The organism is Streptomyces sp. NPDC030245 (genome assembly GCF_055572995.1).
On record NZ_JBVICF010000006.1, the window covers coordinates 348,027 to 372,223 of the forward strand.

Annotated in this window: 19 protein-coding genes; 6 read left to right on the forward strand and 13 right to left on the reverse strand. The window is 69.9% G+C overall.

Annotated elements, in window-relative coordinates; genetic code table 11:
* Positions 1-6: 6 nt before the first annotated feature.
* On the reverse strand, positions 7-3,549 hold the full coding sequence (gene dnaE / locus ACZ4Z4_RS19075) for a DNA polymerase III subunit alpha (RefSeq protein ID WP_468328282.1): 3,543 nt from the start codon (positions 3,547-3,549) through the stop codon (positions 7-9).
* Positions 3,550-3,727: 178 nt separating this feature from the next.
* Here dnaE and ACZ4Z4_RS19080 point away from each other — a divergent pair, with 178 nt between their 5' ends.
* The 4 genes from ACZ4Z4_RS19080 to ACZ4Z4_RS19095 all read left to right on the forward strand — a co-directional run bounded on the left by ACZ4Z4_RS19080 (position 3,728) and on the right by ACZ4Z4_RS19095 (position 8,429).
* Positions 3,728-5,056, forward strand: a complete 1,329-nt coding sequence (locus ACZ4Z4_RS19080) for a DUF2252 domain-containing protein (RefSeq protein ID WP_468328284.1) — start codon at positions 3,728-3,730, stop codon at positions 5,054-5,056.
* 87 nt (positions 5,057-5,143) lie between these two features.
* Positions 5,144-5,827 carry a hypothetical protein gene (locus ACZ4Z4_RS19085; protein ID WP_468328485.1) on the forward strand — a complete coding sequence of 228 codons (684 nt, stop codon included), beginning with the start codon at positions 5,144-5,146 and terminating at the stop codon, positions 5,825-5,827.
* 43 nt (positions 5,828-5,870) lie between these two features.
* Positions 5,871-6,671 carry a DsbA family protein gene (locus ACZ4Z4_RS19090; protein WP_468328286.1) on the forward strand — a complete coding sequence of 267 codons (801 nt, stop codon included), beginning with the start codon at positions 5,871-5,873 and terminating at the stop codon, positions 6,669-6,671.
* A gap of 99 nt (positions 6,672-6,770) precedes the next feature.
* Positions 6,771-8,429, forward strand: a complete 1,659-nt coding sequence (locus ACZ4Z4_RS19095) for an alkaline phosphatase D family protein (RefSeq protein ID WP_468328288.1) — start codon at positions 6,771-6,773, stop codon at positions 8,427-8,429.
* 21 nt (positions 8,430-8,450) lie between these two features.
* Here the strand turns inward: ACZ4Z4_RS19095 and ACZ4Z4_RS19100 are convergent, their stop codons facing one another.
* Entirely contained in the window at positions 8,451-9,020 is a 570-nt protein-coding gene (locus tag ACZ4Z4_RS19100; RefSeq protein WP_468328290.1) for a dienelactone hydrolase family protein, read from the reverse strand.
* A 285-nt stretch (positions 9,021-9,305) separates the two neighbouring features.
* Between ACZ4Z4_RS19100 and ACZ4Z4_RS19105 the strand changes: the two genes are divergently transcribed.
* Complete coding sequence (locus ACZ4Z4_RS19105; RefSeq protein ID WP_468328292.1) at positions 9,306-10,397, forward strand: mechanosensitive ion channel family protein; 1,092 nt, start codon at positions 9,306-9,308, stop codon at positions 10,395-10,397.
* Between the two features lie 18 nt (positions 10,398-10,415).
* Here the strand turns inward: ACZ4Z4_RS19105 and ACZ4Z4_RS19110 are convergent, their stop codons facing one another.
* The 5 genes from ACZ4Z4_RS19110 to ACZ4Z4_RS19130 all read right to left on the reverse strand — a co-directional run bounded on the left by ACZ4Z4_RS19110 (position 10,416) and on the right by ACZ4Z4_RS19130 (position 15,237).
* Positions 10,416-12,002, reverse strand: coding sequence for a Na+/H+ antiporter (locus ACZ4Z4_RS19110; protein ID WP_468328294.1), 1,587 nt, complete (start codon positions 12,000-12,002; stop codon positions 10,416-10,418).
* Between the two features lie 55 nt (positions 12,003-12,057).
* Entirely contained in the window at positions 12,058-12,534 is a 477-nt protein-coding gene (locus ACZ4Z4_RS19115) for a GNAT family N-acetyltransferase (RefSeq protein WP_468328296.1), read from the reverse strand.
* Positions 12,531-13,472: an RluA family pseudouridine synthase gene (locus ACZ4Z4_RS19120; RefSeq protein ID WP_362992404.1), complete on the reverse strand. Its 942-nt coding sequence runs from the start codon at positions 13,470-13,472 to the stop codon at positions 12,531-12,533. The genes ACZ4Z4_RS19115 and ACZ4Z4_RS19120 overlap by 4 nt, the downstream gene beginning before the upstream one ends.
* A 67-nt stretch (positions 13,473-13,539) precedes the next feature.
* Entirely contained in the window at positions 13,540-14,181 is a 642-nt protein-coding gene (gene lspA / locus ACZ4Z4_RS19125) for a signal peptidase II (RefSeq protein WP_468328298.1), read from the reverse strand.
* 78 nt (positions 14,182-14,259) lie between these two features.
* Positions 14,260-15,237, reverse strand: coding sequence for a TraR/DksA family transcriptional regulator (locus ACZ4Z4_RS19130; RefSeq protein ID WP_468328300.1), 978 nt, complete (start codon positions 15,235-15,237; stop codon positions 14,260-14,262).
* Positions 15,238-15,831: 594 nt separating this feature from the next.
* Between ACZ4Z4_RS19130 and ileS the strand changes: the two genes are divergently transcribed.
* Positions 15,832-18,987: an isoleucine--tRNA ligase gene (gene ileS, locus ACZ4Z4_RS19135; protein WP_468328302.1), complete on the forward strand. Its 3,156-nt coding sequence runs from the start codon at positions 15,832-15,834 to the stop codon at positions 18,985-18,987.
* 172 nt (positions 18,988-19,159) lie between these two features.
* Here the strand turns inward: ileS and ACZ4Z4_RS19140 are convergent, their stop codons facing one another.
* From ACZ4Z4_RS19140 to ftsZ, 6 genes are all read right to left on the reverse strand, one after another.
* Entirely contained in the window at positions 19,160-20,275 is a 1,116-nt protein-coding gene (locus ACZ4Z4_RS19140) for a DivIVA domain-containing protein (RefSeq protein WP_362992412.1), read from the reverse strand.
* 58 nt (positions 20,276-20,333) lie between these two features.
* Entirely contained in the window at positions 20,334-20,618 is a 285-nt protein-coding gene (locus ACZ4Z4_RS19145; RefSeq protein ID WP_150166801.1) for a YggT family protein, read from the reverse strand.
* An 80-nt stretch (positions 20,619-20,698) separates the two neighbouring features.
* Positions 20,699-21,334 (reverse strand): cell division protein SepF, encoded by a 636-nt coding sequence (locus ACZ4Z4_RS19150; RefSeq protein ID WP_468328304.1) that lies wholly within the window; start codon positions 21,332-21,334, stop codon positions 20,699-20,701.
* A gap of 124 nt (positions 21,335-21,458) precedes the next feature.
* Entirely contained in the window at positions 21,459-22,178 is a 720-nt protein-coding gene (locus ACZ4Z4_RS19155; protein ID WP_468328306.1) for a YggS family pyridoxal phosphate-dependent enzyme, read from the reverse strand.
* 6 nt (positions 22,179-22,184) lie between these two features.
* On the reverse strand, positions 22,185-22,895 hold the full coding sequence (gene pgeF, locus ACZ4Z4_RS19160; RefSeq protein WP_468328308.1) for a peptidoglycan editing factor PgeF: 711 nt from the start codon (positions 22,893-22,895) through the stop codon (positions 22,185-22,187).
* 37 nt (positions 22,896-22,932) lie between these two features.
* Positions 22,933-24,171: a cell division protein FtsZ gene (ftsZ, locus tag ACZ4Z4_RS19165; protein ID WP_398307208.1), complete on the reverse strand. Its 1,239-nt coding sequence runs from the start codon at positions 24,169-24,171 to the stop codon at positions 22,933-22,935.
* Positions 24,172-24,197: the final 26 nt, after the last annotated feature.

Genomic DNA, 24,197 nt, shown 5'->3' on the forward strand with positions numbered 1-24,197 from the left:
GGCGGCTCAGCCCGCCAGGCAGGACGGGCCGAGCAGCACCTTCAGGTCACCGAAGAGCGCCGGGTCCGGCTTGACGCGGTGCCGGTCGAGCCGGAGCACGGTGGTCTTCTGCGCCCCCTGGAGCTTGATCCGCACCTCGCTGTTGCCCCGGTGGTGGCTGAGGACCTCGCCGAGGCGGTGGACCATGGGCGGGCTGACCTTGACGGTCGGGATGGTGATGATCACGGGCGCGTTGGTCCCCGCGTTCGACAGGTCGGGGACCTGGAGCTCCATCGCGACGAGCCGCGGCACGTCCTCGCGCTTGTCGAGGCGGCCCTTGACGAAGACCACCGCGTCCTCGACGAGTTGCGTCGACACCAGCTGGTACGTCGCGGGGAAGAACATGCACTCGATGGAGCCCGCGAGGTCCTCGACGGTGGCGATCGCCCAGGCGTTGCCCTGCTTGGTCATCTTGCGCTGGAGGCCCGAGATGATGCCGCCGATGGTGACGACCGACCCGTCGGAGAAGTCACCGCCGGTGAGCTGTCCGATGCCCGCGTCCGCCTTGTCGGAGAGCACGTGCTCCAGGCCGAAGAGCGGATGGTCGGAGACGTACAGGCCGAGCATCTCGCGCTCCTGGGCGAGGAGGTAGGTCTTCTCCCACTCCTCCTCGGAGAACTCCACGTCGAGCCCGAAGCCCGGCTCGTCCCCGCCCGACTCGTCGCCCATGCCTCCGAAGAGGTCGAACTGACCCTCGGCCTCCTTGCGCTTCACCGCGACCACGTTGTCGATCATCGGCTCGTACTGCGCGGTGAGGCCCTTGCGGGTGTGGCCCATGGTGTCGAAGGCGCCCGCCTTGATGAGCGATTCGGTGGTGCGCTTGTTGCAGGCGGCGGCCTCGACCTTGTCCAGGTAGTCCGGGAAGGAGGTGAACTTCCCCTTCGCCTTGCGCGAGCGGATGATCGACTCCACCACGTTCGTACCGACGTTGCGGACGGCCTCCAGGCCGAAGAGGATCACGTCGTCGCCCTGGGCGGCGAAGTTGTGCTCGGACTCGTTCACGTTCGGCGGGAGGACCTTGATGCCCATGCGGCGGCACTCGTTCAGATAGACGGCCGACTTGTCCTTGTCGTCCTTCACCGAGGTGAGGAGCGCCGCCATGTACTCGGCCGGGTGGTTCGCCTTCAGGTAGGCGGTCCAGTAGGTGACCAGGCCGTACGCGGAGGAGTGCGCCTTGTTGAACGCGTAGCCGGCGAAGGGGACCAGGACGTCCCACAGGGCCTGGATGGCCTCGTCGCTGTAGCCGTTCTTCCGGGCGCCCGCCTGGAAGAGGACGAAGTTCTTCTCCAGCTCCTCGGGCTTCTTCTTGCCCATCACGCGGCGCAGGATGTCGGCTTCGCCGAGGCTGTAGCCCGCGACGATCTGGGCGGCCTTCTGCACCTGCTCCTGGTACACGATGAGGCCGTAGGTGAGGCCCAGCGTCTCCTTCAGGGGCTCTTCGAGCTCCGGGTGGATCGGCGTGATCTCCTGGCGGCCGTTCTTGCGCTCGGCGTAGTTCGTGTGCGAGTTCATGCCCATCGGGCCCGGCCGGTACAGGGCCGAGACGGCGGAGATGTCCTCGAAGTTGTCGGGCTGCATCTGGCGAAGCAGCGAGCGCATCGGGCCGCCGTCGAACTGGAAGACACCGAGCGTGTCACCGCGGCAGAGCAGTTCGAAGGTCTTCGGGTCGTCGAGCGGGAGGGAGAGCATCTCCAGGTCGATGCCCTTGTTGGCCCGCACCATCTTGACGGCGTCGTCCATGATGGTGAGGTTGCGCAGGCCCAGGAAGTCCATCTTGAGCAGGCCGAGCGACTCGCACTGGGGGTAGTCCCACTGCGTGATGGTCACGCCGTCGGTGTGCCGGGTCCAGAGCGGGGCGTGGTCGACGATCGGCTCGCTGGACATGATCACGCCGGCCGCGTGCACACCCATCTGCCGGACCAGGCCCTCGACGCCCTTGGCGGTGTCGATGACCTTCTTCACGTCCGGTTCGTTCTCGTACATCCCCCGGATCTCGCCCGCCTCGCTGTAGCGCGGGTGCGAGGGGTTGGTGATGCCGTCGAGGTCGATGCCCTTGCCGAGGACGTCGGCGGGCATGGCCTTGGTGAGGCGGTCGCCCATCGCGTACGGATATCCGAGCACGCGCGCGGAGTCCTTGATGGCGTTCTTCGCCTTGATCTTTCCGTACGTGCCGATCATGGCGACCTTGTCGGCGCCGTACTTCTCCGTCACGTACCTGATCACCTCGACGCGCCGACGCTCGTCGAAGTCGATGTCGACATCGGGCATGGAGACGCGCTCGGGGTTGAGGAACCGCTCGAAGATCAGGCCGTGGGTGATCGGGTCGAGGTCGGTGATGCCCATGGCGTACGCGACGATCGAGCCGGCCGCGGAGCCTCGGCCGGGGCCGACCGCGATGCCGTTGTTCTTGGCCCACATGATGAAGTCGGCGACCACGAGGAAGTACCCGGGGAACCCCATCTGGATGATGATGTCCATCTCGTACTCGGCCTGCTTCTGCCGGTCCTCGGGGACACCTCCCGGATAACGGCGCTCCATGCCGCGGCGGACCTCCTCCTGGAACCAGGTGACCTCGGTGAAGCCCTCCGGGATGTCGAACTTCGGCATCAGGTCGCGCTTCTCGAACATCCCCGTGGTGTCGATCTGCTCGGCGACCAGGAGTGTGTTGCGGCAGCCCTCCTGCCAGGCGTCGGACGAGTCGATGGCGTACATCTCGTCGGTCGACTTCAGGTAGTAACCGGTGCCGTCGAAGCGGAAGCGGTCCGGGTCCGAGAGGTTCTTGCCGGTCTGGATGCAGAGAAGGGCGTCGTGGGCGGTCGACTCGTGCGCGTACGTGTAGTGCGAGTCGTTCGTCACCAGGGGCGGGATGCCGAGCTTCTTGCCGATCTCCAGGAGGCCGTCGCGGACCCGGCGCTCGATCTCGATGCCGTGGTCCATCAGCTCCAGGAAGTACCGGTCCTTGCCGAAGATCTCCTGGTACTCGGCCGCCGACTTCAGCGCCTCGTCGAACTGGCCGAGGCGCAGCCTCGTCTGGAGCTCACCCGACGGGCACCCGGTGGAGGCGATCAGGCCCTCGGACCACTGAGAGATCGTCTCCTTGTCCATGCGCGGCCACTTCTGGAGCCAGCCTTCCGCATAGGCGTCCGAGGAGAGCCGGAAGAGGTTGTGCAGACCGGTCTTGTTCGCCGCCCAGATCGTTTTGTGCGTGTAACCACCCGAACCGGACACGTCGTCGCGCTTCTGGTGCGGCTGGCCCCACTGGATCTTCCGCTTGTTCCTGCGGGACTCCGGCGCCACGTACGCCTCGATGCCGATGATCGGTGTGACGCCCGCCTTCTGCGCCGAGTGGAAGAAGTCGTACGCCCCGTGCAGGTTGCCGTGGTCGGACATCGCGATATGGGTCATGCCCATCTCGTTGCACGCGTTGAACATGTCCTTCAGCCGCGCGGCACCGTCGAGCAGCGAGTACTGAGTGTGCACGTGCAGGTGCGTGAAGGGCGGCTTTGTCACGACGGGAGGCCTCCGGAGAACGCTGGGGAACAGGCTGCGGACAGTCTGGGGGGTCAGCGTGGAAGTCTAATCCGGGGCGCTGACAGTCGGCGGGCACTCGGGAGTACGGTCGAGCGTTGGAAGGGGCGGGCCATCCGTCCCACGTCACGCATCACCCTGTACCAGGAGGCACCCAGCGATGTCGGTCCCGCAGCCCACTGCTGAGCAGCGCGGCGAGCAGATCCTCGCCGTCTTCGACACCGCGTTCGGCGAGCTGCTCGCCGCGGACCCCGCCGCGTTCCGGGTGAAGTTCCGGAAGATGGCCTCCTCCGCCTTCGCGTTCTACCGCGGCACGGCCTGCCTGTTCTACGCCGACCTGGAGCGCGAGCAGCACGGCGGGCCCTATCTGGACGACCGCACCGGCCGGGTCTGGATCCACGGCGACCTGCACGCGGAGAACTTCGGCACGTACATGGACTCCCAGGGCCGCCTGATCTTCAACGTGAACGACTTCGACGAGGCCTACGTCGGCCCCTTCACCTGGGACCTCAAGCGCTTCGCCGCCTCCGTGGCCCTCATCGGGTACACCAAGGCGCTCGCCGACGGGCAGATCACCGACCTCGTCCGGACCTACGCCGCGGCGTACCGCGAGCGCATCCACGACCTCGCCACGGGCGCCAAGAGCGACGAGGTGCCGCCCTTCACGCTGGACACCGCCCAGGGCGCCCTCCTGGACGCGCTGCGCGACGCCCGCTCCCTGACCCGCTTCGGGCTGCTCGACTCCATGACGGAGATCCGCGACTTCGAGCGCCGCTTCGCGCCGGGCGGCGGCTCCATCGAGCTCGACGCGGCCACGCGCTACAAGGTCCTCGCCGCCTTCGACGGCTATCTGGAGACCCTCCCGGAGTCCTCCCTCACCCGCCCCGACTCGTACCGCGTGAAGGACGTCGTCGGCCGCCGCGGCATCGGCATAGGCTCCGCGGGACTGCCCTCGTACAACATCCTCCTTGAGGGCAACAGCGACGCCCTGGAGAACGACGTCGTGATCTACCTCAAGCAGGCCCAGACCCCCGCGGTCTCCCGCCACGTCACGGACCCGGCGGTCCGTGACTACTTCCAGCACGAGGGGCACCGCACGGTCATCTCGCAGCGCGCCCTCCAGGCGCACGCCGACCCGTGGCTGGGCTGGACCGAGCTGGACGGCGCAGGACAGCTCGTCGCCGAGGTCTCGCCGTACGCCGTGGACCTGGACTGGTCGGACATCGACGACCTGGAGGAGATCTCCGCGGTCGTCGCCGACCTGGGCCGCGCCACGGCCACGATGCATGCCGCGGCGGACGACGAGAGCGGGCACTCGGACCTGGTGCCGTTCTCCACGGAGCGCGCCATCGACGCCGCCATCGCCGCCGACGAGGACGGCTTCGCGGACCTGCTCGTGGACTTCGCCCACAGCTACGGCGCACGCGCGCGTGCGGACCACCAGATCTTCGTCGACCTGTTCCGCAACGGCCGCATCCCGGGGCTGTAGGCGCCCGGCCCGCAGGCGCCCGAGGGCGGGGGCTCATAGGCACCCTTTATGGGCCTCCCACAGGAACACATGACACACTCCTCCGCGATGGACATATCCGGGACCCAGCTCAGAGCCGTGCGCGCGGCGCTGTTCACGGCACTCGTCGTGACGCTCTCCGCCGCGTCGCACGTGCTGCTGTCCCGTGTCCCCCTGCCGCTGACCACCGTCGCGGCGATCGCCGCCCCCGTCTTCCTCATCGCGTACGCGATGGCGGGGCGCGAGCGGGGATACGGGCGGATCGCGACCCTGCTGATCCCTCTCGAACTGGCCGCCGACACGGTGTTCACCGCGGGCCAGCACGTCTGTTACGGCGAGGCCGGCGGTCCCGTCGCGGGCCCGCTGCGCTCCGTCGGCTTCGACGTGCTGTGCGGCGGGGCGCCCGTGGGGTCACCGCTGGCCCGCATGACCGCCGAGGGGCACGGGCCCGCCGTGCTCCTCGCCGACGTGGACCCGGCCGCCGCCTGGCTGCTGCTCGGGGCGCACGTCGGCGTGGGCCTCCTCGCGGCCGCCTGGCTGCGGCGCGGCGAGCGGGCCCTGGCCCAGCTGCTTCGCGCGGTCGCCGCCGCGACCTTCCGGCCCCTGCTGATCGCGGTCGCCGCGGTCGCCACCTCCCGCCTGCCCGTCCGCCGTGCCGCGCGCCCCGCGCGCCGGGTGCGGGCGGCGCGCACGCGGCTGCTCGTGCACTTCGTGGGGCGGCGTGGACCGCCGTGCTCGGCCGTCCTCGCCTGAGCACAGCACCCCCACGCAGTTCACCCACACGGAGAAAAAGATCATGAGCAAGCGCAACAGCCAGGCCGCCAAGTCCGCCGCCCGCGAGCGGATCCGCCTTCAGCAGGAAGCCGAGCGCAAGCGGGAGAAGCGGAAGCGGGCCGTCATCGTCGGCGTCTCGATCGTCGGCGTCCTCGCGCTCGCGGGCGGCGTCGGCTACGCCGTCATGCAGTCCAACAAGCCCGGTCACTGGGAAGAGGCCAAGGACAAGAAGGTCGTCAAGCCCGCGAACACCTCGGGCGAGGACGGCACCACGGTCACGATCGGCAAGTCCGACACGAAGAACACGGTCCACCTGTACGAGGACCCGCGCTGCCCCGGTTGCGCCGCCATGGAGCAGTCCATCGGCTCCGCGATCGACAAGGGCATGAAGGACGGCGACTACAAGCTGAACTTCACCATCGGCACGTTCCTCGACAACAACCTCTCGGGCGAGGGCTCGAAGAACGCCCTCAGTGCGCTCGGCGCCGCGCTGAACGTCAGCCCCGAAGCGTTCCTGGAGTACAAGACCGCGCTGTTCTCCACGGAGTACCACCCCTCGGAGTCCACCGACGACTTCGCGAAGGACGAGTACCTGCTCAAGGTGGCCAAGAGCGTGGACGCCCTCAAGGACAACGCCAAGTTCAAGAGCGCCGTCGAGAAGGGCACCTTCGACCCCTGGGCCCTGAAGATGAGCGACTCCTTCCAGTCGGCCAAGGGCGTGGAGTCCACGCCGACCATCAAGATCAACGGCAAGGTGGTCGAGACGCCGAAGACCCCCGACGCCTGGAAGGCCACCCTGAAGAAGGCGGGCGTCACGAAGTAACGGGCTGAATCCTCTTCGAGAGGAACAGTGCGCGAGAGGGGGGCGAACTTGACTGGTTCGCCCCCCTCTTGCGATTACCGATCAGTATCGTGATCGTCCGTGACCAGTCGAAACGATCTTCAGTCGTCGCTCAACTCCGCGGCCCCGAGCCGCCGTACCGTCGTCAAGGCCGCGGCCGCCGGCGCCGCGCTCGCCGCGCCGCTCGCCTCCATACCCGCGCACGCCGCCGAAAGACCCGCCTTCCACCACGGAGTGGCCTCCGGGGACCCGCTGCCCGACGGCGTCCTGCTCTGGACCCGCGTGACCCCCGCGCCGGACGCCGTGCCCGGATCCGGCAAGGGACCCGACGCGGAGGTGAGTTGGGAGGTCGCCGAGGACAAGGGCTTCACCCGGGTCGTGGCGCACGGCAGCACCACCGCGCGGGCCACCTCCGACCACACCGTCAAGGCCGATGTAAGGGGCCTGCGCCAGGCGACCACGTATTACTTCCGCTTCTCCGTAGGAGACGTCCGCTCCCCCGTGGGGCGTACCCGCACCACCCCCGCGTACGACGCCTCCGCGCACGGCGTCCGCTTCGGCGTGGTGTCCTGCGCGAACTGGGAGGCGGGCCACTTCTCCGCCTACCGCCACCTCGCGGCGCGCACCGAGCTCGACGCGGTCCTCCACCTCGGGGACTACATATACGAGTACAAGAGCGGCGAGTACCCGTCGGCCGAACACGTCGTCCGTCCGCACGAGCCGCGGCACGAGATCCAGACGCTCACCGACTACCGCACCCGGCACGGCGTCCACAAGACCGACCCCGACGCACAGGCGATGCACGCGGCACACCCGGTCATCGCGATCTGGGACGACCACGAGTTCGCCGACAACGCCTGGTCGGGCGGGGCCGTGAACCATTCCCCGGAGACCGAGGGCGGCTGGGCGGGGCGCATGGCGGCGGCCAAGCAGGCCTACTTCGAGTGGATGCCCGTGCGTGCCTCCACCGAAGGCACCGTCTACCGCCGCGTCCGCTTCGGGAAACTCGCGGACCTGCACCTGCTCGACCTGCGCTCCTTCCGCTCCGAGCAGGCGGGCTTCGGCAGCGGCGCGGTCGACGACCCGGACCGCACGCTCACGGGCCGCGCCCAGCTCGACTGGCTGAAGTCGGGCCTCGCCTCGTCGGACGCGGCCTGGAAGCTGGTCGGGACGTCGGTGATGATCTCGCCGGTCGCCTTCGGCTCGCTGCCCGCGCATCTTCTGAAGCCGCTGGCGGAGCTGCTGGGTCTCCCCCAGGAGGGCCTGGCCATCAACGCCGACCAGTGGGACGGCTACACGGACGACCGCAAGGAGCTCATCGCCCACCTGCGCGACCGCGGCATCCGCGACACCGTCTTCCTCACCGGCGACATCCACATGGCCTGGGCGAACGACGTACCGGTCAAGGCGGCCACGTACCCGCTCTCGCCGTCCGCCGCCACGGAGTTCGTGGTCACCTCGGTGAGCTCCGACAACATCGACGACATGCTGGGCGTCGCCCCGCACACCGTCTCCCTCGTGGCCGCGGGCGCCCTCAAGGCCGCCAACCGCCATGTGAAGTGGCTGGACATGGACTCGCACGGCTACGGAGTCCTCGACGTCACCGCCGAGCGTTCGCAGATGGACTACTACGCCGTGTCGGACCGGACCGACCCCGGGGCGACCTCGTCCTGGACCCGTTCGTACCGCACGCGCAGCGGCACACAGAAGGTGGAGCGGGTGCACGCCCCCGTCGGCTGACGGGCACGCGCGCCGGGACGGCTACAGCGTCTCCAGGAAGCCCAGCGCCGTGCGCCACGTCGCCTCCGCGGCCTCGGCGTCGTAGTCGTCGAGGTCCGGGTCGGTGTAGAGGTGCCCCGCGCCCGCGTACCGGTAGATCTCCACGTCGGCCCCGGCCCGGCCCATCCTGAGGTACCAGGCGCTCAGCCAGTCGTCGGACTCGAACGGGTCGGGCTCGGCGACGTGCAGCTGCACGGACAGCTCGTCCACGGACGCGTTCTCCGCGAGGTCGGACGTGCCGTGCAGGAGCAGCAGGCCCCGCGCCTTCTCGTCGCCGAGGGCGAGGGTCTGCGCGGTGGCGGCGCCGAGCGCGAAGCCCGCGTACACGAGCCCGCGCTCCGAATAGGGCGCGGCGGCGAGGATCGCCCTCTTCAGGATCTCGTCCTTGCCGAGCCCGCTCTGAAAGGCCCTGCCTTCCTCGACGCTGTCGAAGACGCGGCCCTCGAAGAGGTCGGGGGTCCACACCTCGTGTCCGGCGCCGCGCAGCCGGTCGGCCGCCGCGTGCACCGCCGGCCGCAGGCCGTACGTCGAATGGAAAAGCACGATGTTCATGGAGCCATCGTGCCATCCGTGAGAGCCCGTCTTTGAACCCCCGTCGTTCGCGCGGAGCGCGGGCGCAGCGGCGTTCGGTGCGTGCGATCGGCGTGCGGCGTCACAGGTCATGTGGCGGAGCCACCTGTCCTGGGGCGCCGTGCGGCATGGGGGTGCCCCCTGCTCGAGCGCAGCCGAGAGCTTGGGGGAGGGCGTGCCGGGCGTCGGGGCGCAGGCGGGGGTTCAAAGACGGGCTCTCGGGGCCCCCTCCCCGCCGAGGCACCCCATGCCCCTACTCTCGGAGGCATGGAGAACGTACTGCGTCCGTTGATCGTGATCGGCGGCTCGGTCGTGCTCACAGTGCTGGTCGGCTGGCTGGTCGACTTCGCTATGCGCCGGGCCGACCAACGGCACCACGAGACCCCGCTGTGGGGTCTGCTGCGCCGCTGCCGTGTCCCCTTCCACGTCGTCCTGTGCGCCGCCCTGCTGAGAGGCACCTACGGCCACGCCGAGCTCGCCCGGGACCACTCGGCGGCCATCGGGCGGATCCTGTCCCTCGTGCTCATCGGCTCCACGGCCTGGCTGGTCGTGCGGATCGCCGCGGCGATAGTGGAGTCCACGTACGCGCGCTACGCCGCGGTCCACCGCGACCCGGCCCGGGTCCGCAGGGTCCGTACGCAGGTGACGCTCATCCAGCGGGTGGTCACCGCGATCGTCGCCGTGGTGGCGGCCGCCGCGATGCTGCTGACCTTCCCCGCCATGCAGGCCGCGGGCACCTCCCTGCTGGCCTCCGCGGGCATCCTCGGCATCGTCGCCGGTGTCGCCGCCCAGTCCACCCTCGGCAACCTCTTCGCGGGTCTACAGATCGCCTTCGGCGACATGGTGCGCATCGGGGACACCGTCGTGGTGGAGGGCGAGTGGGGCACCGTGGAGGAGATCACCCTGACGTTCCTCGCGGTGCGCACCTGGGACGAGCGCCGGATCACCATGCCCGTGTCGTACTTCACATCGAAGCCGTTCGAGAACTGGTCGCGCGGCGGCGCGCAGATGACCGGCACGGTCTTCTTCCACCTGGACCACTCGGCGCCGGTCCACAAGATGCGCGAGAAGCTCCGGGACATCCTGCGGGACTGCGCGGCGTGGGACGGCAGGGACTGGGGGCTCGCCGTCACGGACACGACGCCGAGCACCATGCAGGTCCGCGCCCTGGTCACCGCGAAGGACGCGGACGACATATGGACCGTGCGCGTCATGGTGCGCGAGCAGCTCATCCAGTGGCTCACCGAGCACCATCCGTACGCGCTGCCGCGGATCAACACGGCCCCGGCGGAGCCGACACCGAACGGCCACCGCCCGCTGCACCTCGCTCCGAAGTCCCCACGCACCGGCCGCGGCTGATCCCCGGCCGCCGAGTTCTCAGCGCAGGCTGCGCACGTCGAGGTGGTGCAGGACCCGGTCGACGACCTCCGGGTCGGCGCCGGCTTCGCTGCGCGCGGCCAGCACCTCGTGGCGGGCGGCCGACATCATCTCGCGCTGGATGCGCTGGACGGCCTTCATGCGGTCGACGCGCTTGGCGTACCGCTCGCGCCGCTCGTCGTCGAGGAGGTCGGGGCTGATCCTGGTGCCGATGTCGAGGGCGCCCCGCTGAAGCCGCTCCTGGACGTCGTCGGGGAGCTCCTCGACCTCCTGGATCTCCTTGAGGCGGCGCTTGGCGGCCTTGGCGGCGCGGAGCGCGAGCGCGCGCTCCAGCTCGCGCTCCGCGTCGGCGTCGGCACGCACCCCGAGCCTGCGCACCAGCCAGGGCAGGGTGAGCCCCTGGACGACGAGGGTCGCCATGATGACGCAGAACGCGATGAAGATGATCTCGTCGCGGGCCGGGAACGGGCTGCCGTCGTCCGTCTTGAGCGGAATGGCGAGCGCCAGCGCGACGGACGCCACGCCCCGCATCCCGGACCACCACATGACGACGGTCTCGCGCCAGGTCGTCGGGATCTCCTCGTCGACGTCGCGCCGCTTGTGCAGCCGCTTGGCCAGCCAGGTCGCGGGCAGCAGCCACAGCAGGCGTACGCCGACGACGACCGCGACGACCGCCGCGCCCCAGCCGAACATGTGCCACTCGCGGTCGTTCGCGATGCCGAAGACGTTGTGCAGTTCGAGGCCGATGAGCCCGAAGGCGATGCCGGTGACCAGGGTGTCGACGATCTGCCAGAAGGTCTGTCCGGTGATGCGCCCGAGCACGTCGTCGGCGTCGACGGCGTTCTCGGCGAGGTAGAGCGCGGTGGTGAGGACGGCGAGCACGCCGGAGCCGAGGAGCTCCTCGGCGAGGACGTAGCTGACGAACGGCACGAGGAGCGTCAGGCCGGTCTGGAGGGTGGCGTCACCGAGCAGCCCCATGAGCTTGTTGGTGAGCCAGCCGAGCACGAGACCGACGACGATCGCGACCACGGCCGAGAGCACCAGGAGCCCCGCGGCGGACGGCCAGGAGAAGGTGCCGCTCACCGCCGCCGCGATCGCCACGTGGTAGAGCACGATCGCCGTGACGTCGTTGAAGAGCCCCTCGCCCTCCAGGATCGACACGAGCCGGCGCGGCAGCCCGAGCGACCCGGCGACCGCGGTCGCGGCCACGGGGTCGGGCGGCGCGACGAGCGCCCCGAGCGCCACGGCCGCCGCGATCGGCAGCCCGGGCACGATGGAGTTGGCCATCGCGGCGACGGCCGCCGTCGTCACGAAGACGAGCGCCACGGCGAGCAGGAAGATCGGCCGGATGTTGGCCGTGAACTGCCGCCAGGACGTGCGCTGCACGGAGGCGTAGAGCAGCGGCGGCAGCACCAGCGGAAGGATGTAGTCCGGCGGGATCTCGACATTGGGCACGAACGGCAGGAGGGCCATGCCGATCCCCACCAGCGTCATGAGAACGGGCGCCGGCAGCCCGAGCCGGTCCCCCAGGGGGACGGTGAGCACGGCGCCGAGCAGCAAGATGAGCACCAGCGCGAGTTGATCCACGGGTGTGCCCTCCGGCGGTCGAGGCTTGGACGATCAAGACCTCAACCCTGCCACGCTACTCGCCCAGCGACTTGCGCATCGCGCGGTGCGGGATGCCCGCGTCGGGGAACTCCGGTCCGTACACCTCGTACCCGAGGCGTTCGTAGAAACCCAGGGCGTGCGTCTGCGCGTGCAGGTCGACCGCTGTCAGGCCACGCGCGCGTGCCGCGTCCTCGATGGCCGCGACCAGCCGGGCCCCCACGCCGAGCCCGCGCGCGGAGCGCGTCACGGCGAGCCGGCCGAGCGCGCCCACACCGGCCCCGCCGCCGTTCTTCGCCGCGGCGGCGGCCCCGGTCAGGAGCCGTCCGGTGCCCAGCGGGACGCCGTCCTCGCGCACGGCCAGGACGTGCACCGCCTCGGCGTCGTACGCGTCGTACTCGAGCTCTTCGGGGACCTGCTGCTCGGCCACGAAGACGTCCTTGCGGACCGCGAAACAGGCCTCCAGATCGTCCGCGTCCCCGGCGACGCGGACGGTCACGTGCGCAGCGGTCACGAGCTCTCCGCCCGCACCCGGTCGAGCGCCAGCTGGAGGTCGTCGGGATAGCCGCTCTCGTACTCCACCCACTGGCCGTCGCCCGGGTGCTCGAAGCCGAGCCGGACCGCGTGCAGCCACTGGCGCGTGAGGCCGAGGCGCTTGCCGAGGGTGGGGTCCGCGCCATACGTCAGGTCGCCCACGCAGGGGTGTCGGTGGGCGGACATGTGGACGCGGATCTGGTGCGTGCGGCCGGTCTCCAGCTTGATGTCGAGCAGGGAGGCGGCGCGGAAGGCCTCGATGAGGTCGTAGTGCGTGACGGAGGGCTTGCCCTCGGCCGTGACCGCCCACTTGTAGTCGTGGTTCGGGTGGCGGCCGATGGGGGCGTCGATGGTGCCGCTCATGGGGTCGGGGTGGCCCTGCACCAGCGCGTTGTACCGCTTGTCGACCGTGCGCTCCTTGAACTGGCGCTTCAGCGAGGTGTACGCACGCTCCGACTTGGCGACGACCATGAGGCCGGACGTGCCGACGTCCAGGCGGTGCACGATGCCCTGGCGCTCGGCGGCGCCGGAGGTGGAGATGCGGTACCCGGCCGCAGCGAGGCCGCCGATCACCGTCGTGCCGGTCCAGCCGGGGCTGGGGTGCGCGGCCACGCCGACCGGCTTGACGATCACGACGATGTCGTCGTCGTCATGCACGATCTCCATGCCCTCGACGGGCTCGGCGACGATCTGCACCGGAGCGGGCGCCTGCGGCATCTCCACTTCCAGCCAGGCGCCGCCGTGCACCCGCTCGGACTTGCCGACCACCGAGCCGTCGACCGAGACCTTCCCCGCCGCGGCGAGCTCGGCGGCCTTCGTACGGGAGAACCCGAACATGCGCGAGATGGCGGCGTCGACGCGCTCGCCCTCCAGGCCGTCCGGCACGGGCAGGGTACGGATCTCGGGAATCGTGCTCACCCATTGAGTATGCAGGAGCGCACCGACACTCCCGCACCACAGGGCACCCCGGGGGCCGCGCGGGGCCTCAGTCCTTGTGGACGGTGCCGTCCGGGTCGAGGCCGCGGAAGGAGAGCAGCACGATCAGGATGCCGCCGCAGACGATCGCCGAGTCCGCGAGGTTGAAGACCGCGAAGCCCTTCGGGGCGATGAAGTCGACGACCGCGCCCTCGAAGACGCCGGGCGAGCGGAAGAGGCGGTCGGTGAGGTTGCCGAGCGCGCCGCCGAGCAGCAGGCCGAGCGCGATCGCCCACGGCAGGCTGTACAGCTTGCGGGCGAGCCGGGCGATCACCACGATGACCGCCGCGGCGATGCAGGTGAAGATCACGGTGAAGGCCTCGCCGAAGCCGAAGGCCGCGCCCGCGTTCCGGATGGCGGAGAGGCGCAGCCAGTCGCCGATCAGCTCGATCGAGTCGTGGTGCTCCAGCTTCGCCACCACGATCATCTTGCTGATCAGATCCAGGGCGTACGCGACGACGGCCACCGTGAACAGCACGGCGATCTTGCGCTTGCCCCTGCCGCCGGTCCCGGCCTCGTCCCGCTGCCCGTCCCGACCGCCCGCCGCCGTCTCCTCGGAAGTCTCCTCGGAGTGCGAGCCGGACTGCTCCGACTCGTCCCCGGCCGCCTCAGGGATGTCCGGCGTACCGATGATGCGCTCCGCCTCTGCCACGTGAGTCCCTCAACCTAGGTACCTGACTGGGGACGAGGGTACGGCACACGCGTACGGTTCCCGGCGTCCAGGCCGCGCTCAGGAGCGCCTCTCCTGCTTCTGCTTGCACTCCACGCACAGCGTCGCGCGCGGGAAGGCCTGCATCCGCGCCTTGCCGATGGGATTGCCGCAGTTCTCGCAGAGGCCGTACGTCCCCGCGTCGAGGCGTTCCAGGGCGCGCTCGGTCTGGACGAGCATCTCGCGCGCGTTGGCGGCCAGCGCCATCTCGTGCTCCCGCGTGATGTTCTTCGTGCCGGTGTCCGCCTCGTCGTCGCCCGCCCCGTCGCCGGAGTCCCGCATCAGCCCGGCGAGGGCGTCCTCGGAGGAGGCGATCTCGCTGCCGAGGCGCAGCGCCTCGCTCTGGAGCTCCGTGCGGGCCTCCGCGACCTCCTCCGGGGTCCAGGGGTCCTCGCCCGGCCGTACGGCGAGCTCGCCGGGCTCCGCCGCGGCGGCCCGCGCCTTCGGCACCGCCTGGGGCACCGCCGTGGGCTGCTTCGCCGCTGTCGCCGTGCCCGGAGTCTTCTTCGCAACCACCGTCGTGGCTCCCGTCGTCTCCGCGGCCTCAGCCGCACCTTCGGCCGCGTCCGCGGCCGTTCCGTTGTCCGTGCCCTGCTGAGCCGTGCTCTTCTCGGCGGTTTTCCCGGCCGTGGTCTTCTTTACTGCGGTCTTCTTTGCTGCGGTCTTCTTCGCCGTGGCTTTCTTCGCCGCGGTCTTCTTTGCCGGGGTCTCCTTGGCAGCGCTCTCGGAGTCCGGCTCGGCGGCGGTCTGCTTGACCGGGCCCGGTGCCCTTTTCGCCGGAGCCTTCTTGGCAGGGGTCTTCTTGGCAGGGGCCTTCTTGGCCGGCTCCCCCATCACCGCCCTCTTCGCCACCGCCTTCTTCGCGGCGACCTTCTTCGCCACCGCCTTCTTCACCGCGGCCTTCTTCCCCGTCACCGTCCCTTCGGCGTCGGACGCCGCCCCCGCGTCGGTGGATCTGCCGGACGCCGACTGCTGTACGGCGGTCTTCTTCGCCACCATGGCCGCGGCCCCTTCACATATTGTGATCTTGCTCGCGAATCGTGCTGGGACGATAAATCGACTCCAGGCCCGCGGCAACGGGGCACGCCGCCCGATTCGCCCGCCCCACGGGTGCCGCGCGGCGAGTCTGCATGCGTTGTGCCCAACTCCCCGGCGGGTAATCCGCCGGTGGGCGCCCGCCCGGATCCGCCCGCCCCGCATGTCGCCATTCGGGTCAGTCGTCCCCTCCTCCCCCGCCTGTCCCGGGGCTCCCGGAAAACCGGTCGGCCACCCCTCACCGGGCGCCGTACACTGGGCGGCAGCGAGAAGCGTGGATGGGGACGAGTAGCGGCGCACGCAGCCATGAGCGACCCGGGGACGGTGTGAGCCCGGGGGCCGGCACGACGTGAAGATCACCCCGGAGCCGCCGGAAGAAAGCCGAGGCGTACCGGCCGAGGCGAGTAGACCCGGTTTCGCGACCCCAATGAGGGGGCTCACCGGCACGGACCCCGTTCCGGAGGGCCAAGGAGGGTGGTACCGCGGGAGCGCGCCGCACCAGGCGCACACGGCTCTCGTCCCTCCGACGGAAGGCAGCACATCCGCCGGAGGACTTCGTTGAATACGCCGCCGCAGTACCGTCAGGTGCCCGCCCAGGTCGACCTGCCCGCCCTTGAGCACGCCGTGCTCGACTTCTGGCAAGAGCAGAAGATCTTCGCCAAGAGCCTCGAGCAGTCCGAGGGCCGCCCCGAATGGGTGTTCTACGAGGGCCCGCCCACCGCCAACGGCATGCCGGGCGCCCACCACATCGAGGCCCGCGTCTTCAAGGACGTCTTCCCCCGCTTCCGCACCATGCGGGGCTACCACGTGGCCCGCAAGGCCGGCTGGGACTGCCACGGCCTCCCCGTGGAGCTGGCGGTCGAGAAGGAGCTGGGCTTCAACGGCAAGAAGGACATCGAGGCGTACGGCATCGCCGAGTTCAACGCCAAGTGCCGCGAGTCCGTGACCCGGCACACCGACGCCTTCGCCGAGCTCACGACCCGCATGGGGTACTGGGTCGACCTCGACGACGCGTACCGCACGATGAACCCGGAGTACGTCGACTCGGTCTGGTGGTCCCTGAAGGAGATCTTCAACAAGGACCTCCTCGTCCAGGACCACCGCGTCGCCCCCTGGTGCCCGCGCTGCGGCACGGGCCTCTCCGACCACGAGCTCGCGCAGGGCTACGAGACGGTCGTCGACCCGTCCGTCTACGTCCGTTTCCCCCTCACCTCCGGTCCCCTCGCGGGCGAGGCCGCCCTCCTGGTCTGGACGACGACCCCGTGGACCCTCGTCTCCAACACCGCCGTCGCCGCGCACCCCGACGTCACCTACGTCGTCGCGACGAAGGGCTCAGAAAATCCCGAGAAGCTGGTCGTCGCCCAGCCGCTCGTCGAGAAGGCCCTCGGCGAGGGATGGGAGACCACCGGCGAGACCTTCACCGGCGCCGAGATGGAGCGCTGGAACTACCAACGTCCCTTCGAGCTGGTGGAGTTCCCGGCTCCGGCGCACTACATCGTCAACGCCGAGTACGTCACCACCGAGGACGGCACCGGTCTCGTCCACCAGTCCCCCGCCTTCGGTGAGGACGACCTCAAGGTCTGCCGGTCGTACGGCCTGCCGGTCGTCAACCCGGTCCGCCCGGACGGCACCTTCGAGGAGGACGTCCCCCTCGTGGGCGGTGTCTTCTTCAAGAAGGCCGACGAAAAGCTGACCGCGGACCTCGACGAGCGCGGGCTGCTCTTCAAGCACATCGCGTACGAGCACAGCTACCCGCACTGCTGGCGCTGCCACACGGCGCTGCTGTACTACGCGCAGCCGTCCTGGTACATCCGCACCACGGCCATCAAGGACCGCCTCCTCCAGGAGAACGAGAAGACCAACTGGTTCCCGGACTCGGTCAAGCACGGCCGCTTCGGCGACTGGCTGACCAACAACGTCGACTGGGCGCTGTCCCGCAACCGCTACTGGGGCACTCCGCTGCCCATCTGGCGCTGCGAGGAGGACCACCTCACCTGCGTCGGCTCCCGCGCCGAGCTCTCCGACCTGACGGGCACCGACCAGTCCTCCCTGGACCCGCACCGCCCGTTCATCGACGAGATCACCTTCACGTGCCCCCAGGAGGGCTGCTCCAGCACGGCCACGCGCGTGCCGGAGGTCATCGACGCCTGGTACGACTCGGGCTCGATGCCGTTCGCGCAGTGGGGCTACCCGTACAAGAACAAGGAACTGTTCGAGAGCCGCTACCCCGCGCAGTTCATCTCGGAGGCCATCGACCAGACCCGCGGCTGGTTCTACACCCTGATGGCCGTCGGCACCCTGGTCTTCGACAAGTCCTCGTACGAGAACGTGGTCTGCCTCGGCCACATCCTCGCCGAGGACGGCCGCAAGATGTCCAAGCACCTGGGCAACATCCTCCAGCCCATCCCGCTCATGGACCAGCACGGCGCCGACGCGGTCCGCTGGTTCATGGCGGCCGGCGGCTCCCCCTGGGCCGCCCGCCGCGTCGGCCACGGCACCATCCAGGAAGTCGTCCGCAAGACCCTCCTCACGTACTGGAACACGGTCGCCTTCCAGGCGCTCTACGCCCGTACGTCGAAATGGGCCCCCAGCGACGCCGACCCGGCGCCCGCCGACCGCCCGCTCCTTGACCGCTGGCTCCTCAGCGAGCTGCACGCGCTGACCGACCAGGTCACCCAGGCCCTGGAGGGCTACGACACCCAGCGCGCCGGCAAGCTGCTCTCCGTCTTCGTCGACAACCTCTCGAACTGGTACGTGCGCCGCTCCCGCCGCCGCTTCTGGCAGGGCGACAAGGCGGCCCTGCGCACCCTGCACGAGGTCGTCGAGACGGTCACGCGCCTGATGGCCCCGCTGACACCGTTCATCACCGAGCGTGTCTGGCAGGACCTGATCGTGCCGGTCACCCCCGACGCCCCGGAGTCGGTGCACCTGTCCTCCTGGCCCGAGGCGGACCTCTCCGCCATCGACCCGGAGCTCTCGCAGCAGATGGTGCTCGTCCGCCGGCTCGTCGAGCTCGGCCGCGCCACGCGCGCGGAGTCCGGCGTCAAGACCCGTCAGCCGCTCTCCCGCGCGCTGATCGCGGCCACGGGCTTCGAGTCGCTCAACCCCGAGCTGCACACCCAGATCACCGAGGAGCTCAACGTCTCCTCGCTGGCGTCGCTCTCCGAAGTCGGCGGTTCGCTGGTCGACACCACGGCCAAGGCCAACTTCCGGGCGCTCGGCAAGCGGTTCGGCAAGGGCGTCCAGGCGGTCGCCAAGGCCGTCGCCGAGGCGGACGCGGCCGCGCTGTCGCTGGCCCTGCGCGAGGGCACCGCGTCGGTGGAGGTCGACGGCGAGACGGTGACGCTCGCCCCCGACGAGGTCATCATCACGGAGACCCCGCGCGAGGGCTGGTCGGTGGCGTCCGAGTCCGGCGCCACGGTCGCCCTGGACCTGGAGATCACCGAGGAGCTGCGCCGCGCCGGCCTGGCCCGTGACGCGATCCGCCTGATCCAGGAGGCCCGCAAGAACAGCGGCCTGGACGTCGCCGACCGGATCGCCCTGCGGTGGACCTCCGCGGACCCGGCGGTGCGGACGGCCCTGGCCGAGCACGCCGAGCTCATCGCGGACGAGGTCCTCGCGACCGACTTCGCCCAGGGTGAGGCGGACGACACGTTCGGACAGCCGTTCACGGACGACTCCCTGAAGCTGACCTTCCGCCTCCGCAAGGCGTAAGCGCTCGTACGAAGGCCCGGTCCCGCCGAGATCGTCGGCGGGACCGGGCCTTCGGCGTTGCGTACCCCCGTACGAAAAGGTGTTCCCGCACACGGAAAAGGGCCGGGCCCCCGGAGAAGATCCGGGGGCCCGGCCCTGAACGCTGCCGACGCCTAAGGCGTGGGCGTGCCCGTCAGTTGTCGTCCTCGTCGATGAGGAAGCCACGCATCGGGGACGGAGCCTGCTGCATCGGCTGCTGGCCCTGCGGCCGCACCGGCGCCATCGGCTGGGTCATCGCCGGGGACATCTGCTGCTGGCCGCCGTAGGACGGACCGCTGCCCGGCTGGTTGCCGCCCATCGACTGGTTGCCGCCGTAGGACGGGGCACCCGCACCGGCCGGAGCCATCGACGGCGCCGGGGACGGCGGCAGCGAGGCGGTGGCCGGCGTGCGCGGCGGGGCCAGCGAGTCGTCGGCCTGGGTCTCCAGCTGGCGCAGCTGCGACTCCAGGTACGACTTCAGACGCGTGCGGTACTCGCGCTCGAAGCCGCGCAGGTCCTCGACCTTGCGCTCCAGCGTGGCGCGAGCGGACTCCAGGGAGCCCATCGCGACGCGGTGCTTCTCCTGCGCGTCCCGCTCCAGGGCGTCGGCCTTGGCACGGGCGTCACGCTCGAGGCCCTCGGCGCGCGAGCGCGCCTCGCCGACGATCTTGTTGGCCTCGGAACGGGCCTCCGCGATCGCCTGGTCGGCGGTCTGCTGCGCCAGGGAGAGCACACGGGCGGCGCTGTCGCCACCGGGGCCCTGACCGGGCTGCGGCATCTGCGGCCCGTGACCGCCCATGGGGCCACCCATGGGACCGCCCATCGGACCCTGACCCATCGGGCCCGGACCCTGCGGGCCGCCCTGCGGCCCATGCCCCTGGCCGTGACCGCTGGGGCCTGCGGGCAGCTGCGGCGCGCCACCTGGCAGCTGCGGCGGGCCGCCCATGGGGCCACCCATCTGCTGCTGCTGATGCTGCTGCGGCGGCACCGGCTGCGGACCCGATATAGCGGCGGGCACCGGAGCCCCGGGACCGCGCTGGTCCTGCGGCCCGTCGGGACCCTTGCGCATCCCGCCCTGCTGCTGGTTCTGCGCGGCGGCACGGGTGGCCGCGGCGAGCTTGGCGCGCAGGTCCTCGTTCTCGCGGAGGAGTCGCGTCAGTTCGGCTTCGACCTCATCGAGGAAGGCATCGACCTCGTCCTCGTCATAGCCTTCTCGGAGGCGGACGGTCGTGAACTGTTTGTTCCGCACGTCCTCGGGGGTCAACGGCATCTCTTCACCTCAACGTAGTCGTCGGCATTCGGCAAGACCGTATTAGACATCGCACTCATCACAGCTGACTCACGATGTGGATCAGGATGTAGACGATGATCATCAGTACGAAGAAGGACAGGTCGAGCGCCACGCCCCCGAGACGCAGCGGCGGAATGAACCGCCGCAGGAGCTTGAGCGGTGGATCAGTGACAGTGTAGGTGGCCTCCAGAACGACCACCATCGGCTTGCCGGGTTGCCATGAGCGGGCGAACTGGAAGACGTAGTCCATGACGAGCCGGAAGATCAGCACGATGAGGAAGCACATCAGCGCGATGTAAAGCACCTGCACGACCACGCTCATGTTCGCGGTTCCCTCTCCCCTGTTACTCGTACTTCGTCGTTCCGGTACTGCGTCTACGGCAACTACTGCATCACTGCGTCTCAGCTCTGGTTGAAGAACCCGCCCTCTGCGATGCGAGCCTTGTCCTCCGCCGTTACATCGACGTTAGCAGGCGACAACAGGAACACCTTCTGCGTCACTCGTTCAATGCTGCCATGCAGGCCGAAGACCAAACCGGCCGCAAAGTCGACAAGTCGCTTCGCGTCCGTGTCGTCCATCTCGGTCAGATTCATGATCACCGGGGTGCCCTCACGGAAGTGTTCCCCGATGGTACGGGCCTCGTTGTAGGTCCGGGGGTGCAATGTGGTGATGCGGTAGGGCTCCCGCTCGGACACGACCTTGGGCATGATCACCGGTGCGTTCTTCTCCAGGCTCTGGCGTTCAGGTGTGATGGATGCCACGGGGGCGATTCGCGCCGGACGTCCGGATTCCGCGGATGGCGAAGCGGAATGGGCCGCCGGCTCGCGCGGGGCGGGCGGCTGCACCACTCGTACCGATTCGTCCCGTTGCGCCTGATGGGACTGGTGCGACTGATGCGGCGGTTCGTGCCTCCTGCGGTCGCGCTCGGGCTCCGGCTCGGGTTCGAACTCGTCATCGGGGTCGAACCCCGGACCGTCGTACCCATCGTCCTCCACGAGGCCGAGGTAGACCGCCATCTTGCGCATCGCGCCGGCCATGCTCTGAGTCCTCCGCTCTGTGGTGGATCGGCTGTCGTCGTCAACTGCCCGCGATCCACGAGGTATCCCCGCCCAACAGCGGGAATGACCATATTTTCTGCTGTGGTCCGACTTCTTGGCGACGTTACCCGAGGCCGGGTCGGACTCCGAGTACCGCCGTACCGACGCGCACATGTGTCGCCCCGGCCGCCACAGCCTGTTCGAGGTCCGCACTCATCCCTGCCGACACCATGTTCGCAGCAGGATGAGCCGCGCGCATGAGGGTTGAGAATTCCATCAGCCGCTCGAACGCCGCCTGTTGCCGTCCCGCGTACGGTCCGGTCAGCGGCGCCACGGTCATCAGACCATCGAGCCGCAGCCCCGGCGCCCCCGCCACGAGGTCGGCCAACTCTTCGATTCCGCCCGGCCCCACGCCCCCGCGCGCGCCCCGCCCGTTCTCCTCGGCGTCGAGCGCCACCTGGATCAGGCAGCCGATCTCGCGCTCCGCGCGCACCGCGGCCGTCGAAAGAGCTGTGACGAGCTTGGGACGATCGACAGACTGCACCAGATCGGCATAACTGGCCACAGAACGGACTTTGTTGGTCTGCAACTGACCGACGAAGTGCCAGGTGAGGGGCAGATCCGCGCTCTCGGCCGCCTTCGGCGCCGCGTCCTGGTCGCGGTTCTCCGCGACGTGCCGCACACCGAGTTCGGAGAGAATCCGCACATCGCTCGCCGGATAGGTCTTCGTGACCACGATCAGGGTCACTTCTTCCCGCTTGCGCCCGGCCGCCGCGCACGCCGCGGCGATGCGCTCCTCGACCTTCGCCAGATTTGCGGCGAGTTGAGACTTACGCTCCGTCATGCCCTCTCAGTCCAACCAGACATAGCCCGCGAGGCGCCCGGTGGTCCGGTCGCGGCGGTACGAGAAATGGTCACCGGATTCGAGGGTGCACACCGGCGACTGCTCCCGGTCGCACACCCCGAGCCGCTCCAGTTGGGCGTGCACCCCCGCGGTCACGTCGACCGCCGGCGTACCCCAACTCGTCACGGCGTACGCCGCGGGCTCGACGGCGGCGACATCGGCGCGCATCGCCTCCGGCACTTCGTAACAACGCCCGCAGACGGCGGGGCCGGTGCGGGCGACGATGCGCCCGGGGTCCGCCCCGAGCGCCACCATGGCCTCGACGGTGGCGGGCACGATCCCCGCCACCATGCCGGGGCGGCCCGCGTGCGCCGCGGCGGCGACCTTGGCCACCGGGTCGGCGAGCAGGACGGGCGTGCAGTCCGCGGTGAGGACGGCGAGGGCGAGGCCCTTGCGGGCGGTCACCACGGCGTCGACGGCCGGGACTTCGGCGCCGGACTCCCACGGCCCCTCGACCACGGCGACGTCGCGGCCGTGCACCTGGTTCATCCAGACGACCCGGTCCGGGTCGAGGTCGAGGGACTTGGCGGCCAGCGCGCGGTTCGCGCGCACGGCCTCGGGGTCGTCGCCGACCGCGCCGCCGAGGTTGAGCTCTTCGTACGGAACGGCGCTCACCCCGCCCCACCTGTCGGTGAAGGCGAAGTGCGCGCCGCTCACGGTGCTGTGCCTGCTTATCACTTCGAGAAGTCCGGTATCACTTCAGGAAGTCCGGCACGTCCAGCTCTTCGGCCTGGCTGTCCTGGTAGGGACGGGCCGGCGGCACCTGCGGCGGGGCCGTCGGTGCGGACGGGGCCTCGCTCACCGGGGCCGGCTCCGCGGGCTCCGGGGTCGAGGGCTCGTCGCGCGGGGTGACGCTGCCGAGGCCGCCGAAGGCCGGGCGGGACGATTCCGCAGGGCGGGACGGTGCGGAGGACGGTGCCGGCTCCTCGCGCTTGGGCGCTCCCGAGGAGGCCGAGCCGAGGACGTTGTCCCGCTTGGACGGTGGCTGTCCGCCGTCGAAGCCCGCCGCGATGACGGTGACCCTGACCTCGTCGCCGAGGGCGTCGTCGATGACCGCGCCGAAGATGATGTTCGCCTCGGGGTGGGCGGCCTCGCTGACCAGCTGGGCCGCTTCGTTGATCTCGAAGAGACCGAGGTCCGAGCCGCCGGAGATGGAGAGCAGCACGCCGCGGGCGCCGTCGATGGACGCCTCAAGGAGCGGTGAGGAGATCGCCATCTCGGCGGCGGCCACCGCGCGGTCGTCTCCGCGGGCCGAGCCGATGCCCATGAGCGCCGAACCGGCCTCGGACATGACCGACTTGACGTCGGCGAAGTCGAGGTTGATCAGGCCGGGCGTGGTGATCAGGTCGGTGATGCCCTGGACACCGGAGAGCAGGACCTGGTCCGCCGACTTGAACGCGTCGAGGACGGAGACCTGGCGGTCCGAGATGGACAGCAGCCGGTCGTTGGGGATGACGATGAGGGTGTCGACCTCTTCGCGCAGCTCCGCGATGCCGTCCTCGGCCTGGTTGGCGCGGCGGCGGCCCTCGAAGGTGAACGGCCGGGTGACCACACCGATGGTGAGGGCGCCGAGCGAGCGCGCGATGTTGGCGACGACGGGTGCGCCGCCGGTGCCGGTGCCGCCGCCTTCGCCGGCGGTGACGAAGACCATGTCGGCCCCCTTGAGGACCTCCTCGATCTCCTCGCGGTGGTCCTCTGCGGCCTTGCGGCCGACGGCCGGGTTGGCGCCGGCGCCGAGGCCGCGGGTGAGTTCACGGCCGACGTCGAGCTTGACGTCGGCGTCGCTCATCAACAGGGCTTGCGCGTCGGTGTTGATGGCGATGAACTCGACGCCCTTGAGACCGACCTCGATCATCCGGTTGATGGCATTGACACCACCGCCGCCGACACCGATGACTTTGATGACTGCGAGGTAGTTCTGCGGTGCTGCCACGTCGAAGGCCTCTCGCCTCGAGTTAC

Excerpts from the sequence above, each read along its gene's own strand:
- ACZ4Z4_RS19080 (WP_468328284.1), top strand. The coding sequence starts at position 3,728 with ATGTCGGTCCCGCAGCCCACTGCTGAGCAGCGCGGCGAGCAGATCCTC.
- ACZ4Z4_RS19085 (WP_468328485.1), top strand. The coding sequence starts at position 5,144 with ATGGACATATCCGGGACCCAGCTCAGAGCCGTGCGCGCGGCGCTGTTC.
- ACZ4Z4_RS19090 (WP_468328286.1), top strand. The coding sequence starts at position 5,871 with ATGAGCAAGCGCAACAGCCAGGCCGCCAAGTCCGCCGCCCGCGAGCGG.
- ACZ4Z4_RS19100 (WP_468328290.1), bottom strand. The coding sequence starts at position 9,020 with ATGAACATCGTGCTTTTCCATTCGACGTACGGCCTGCGGCCGGCGGTG.
- ACZ4Z4_RS19105 (WP_468328292.1), top strand. The coding sequence starts at position 9,306 with ATGGAGAACGTACTGCGTCCGTTGATCGTGATCGGCGGCTCGGTCGTG.
- ACZ4Z4_RS19130 (WP_468328300.1), bottom strand. The coding sequence starts at position 15,237 with ATGGTGGCGAAGAAGACCGCCGTACAGCAGTCGGCGTCCGGCAGATCC.
- ACZ4Z4_RS19140 (WP_362992412.1), bottom strand. The coding sequence starts at position 20,275 with ATGCCGTTGACCCCCGAGGACGTGCGGAACAAACAGTTCACGACCGTC.
- ACZ4Z4_RS19145 (WP_150166801.1), bottom strand. The coding sequence starts at position 20,618 with ATGAGCGTGGTCGTGCAGGTGCTTTACATCGCGCTGATGTGCTTCCTC.
- ACZ4Z4_RS19150 (WP_468328304.1), bottom strand. The coding sequence starts at position 21,334 with ATGGCCGGCGCGATGCGCAAGATGGCGGTCTACCTCGGCCTCGTGGAG.
- ACZ4Z4_RS19155 (WP_468328306.1), bottom strand. The coding sequence starts at position 22,178 with ATGACGGAGCGTAAGTCTCAACTCGCCGCAAATCTGGCGAAGGTCGAG.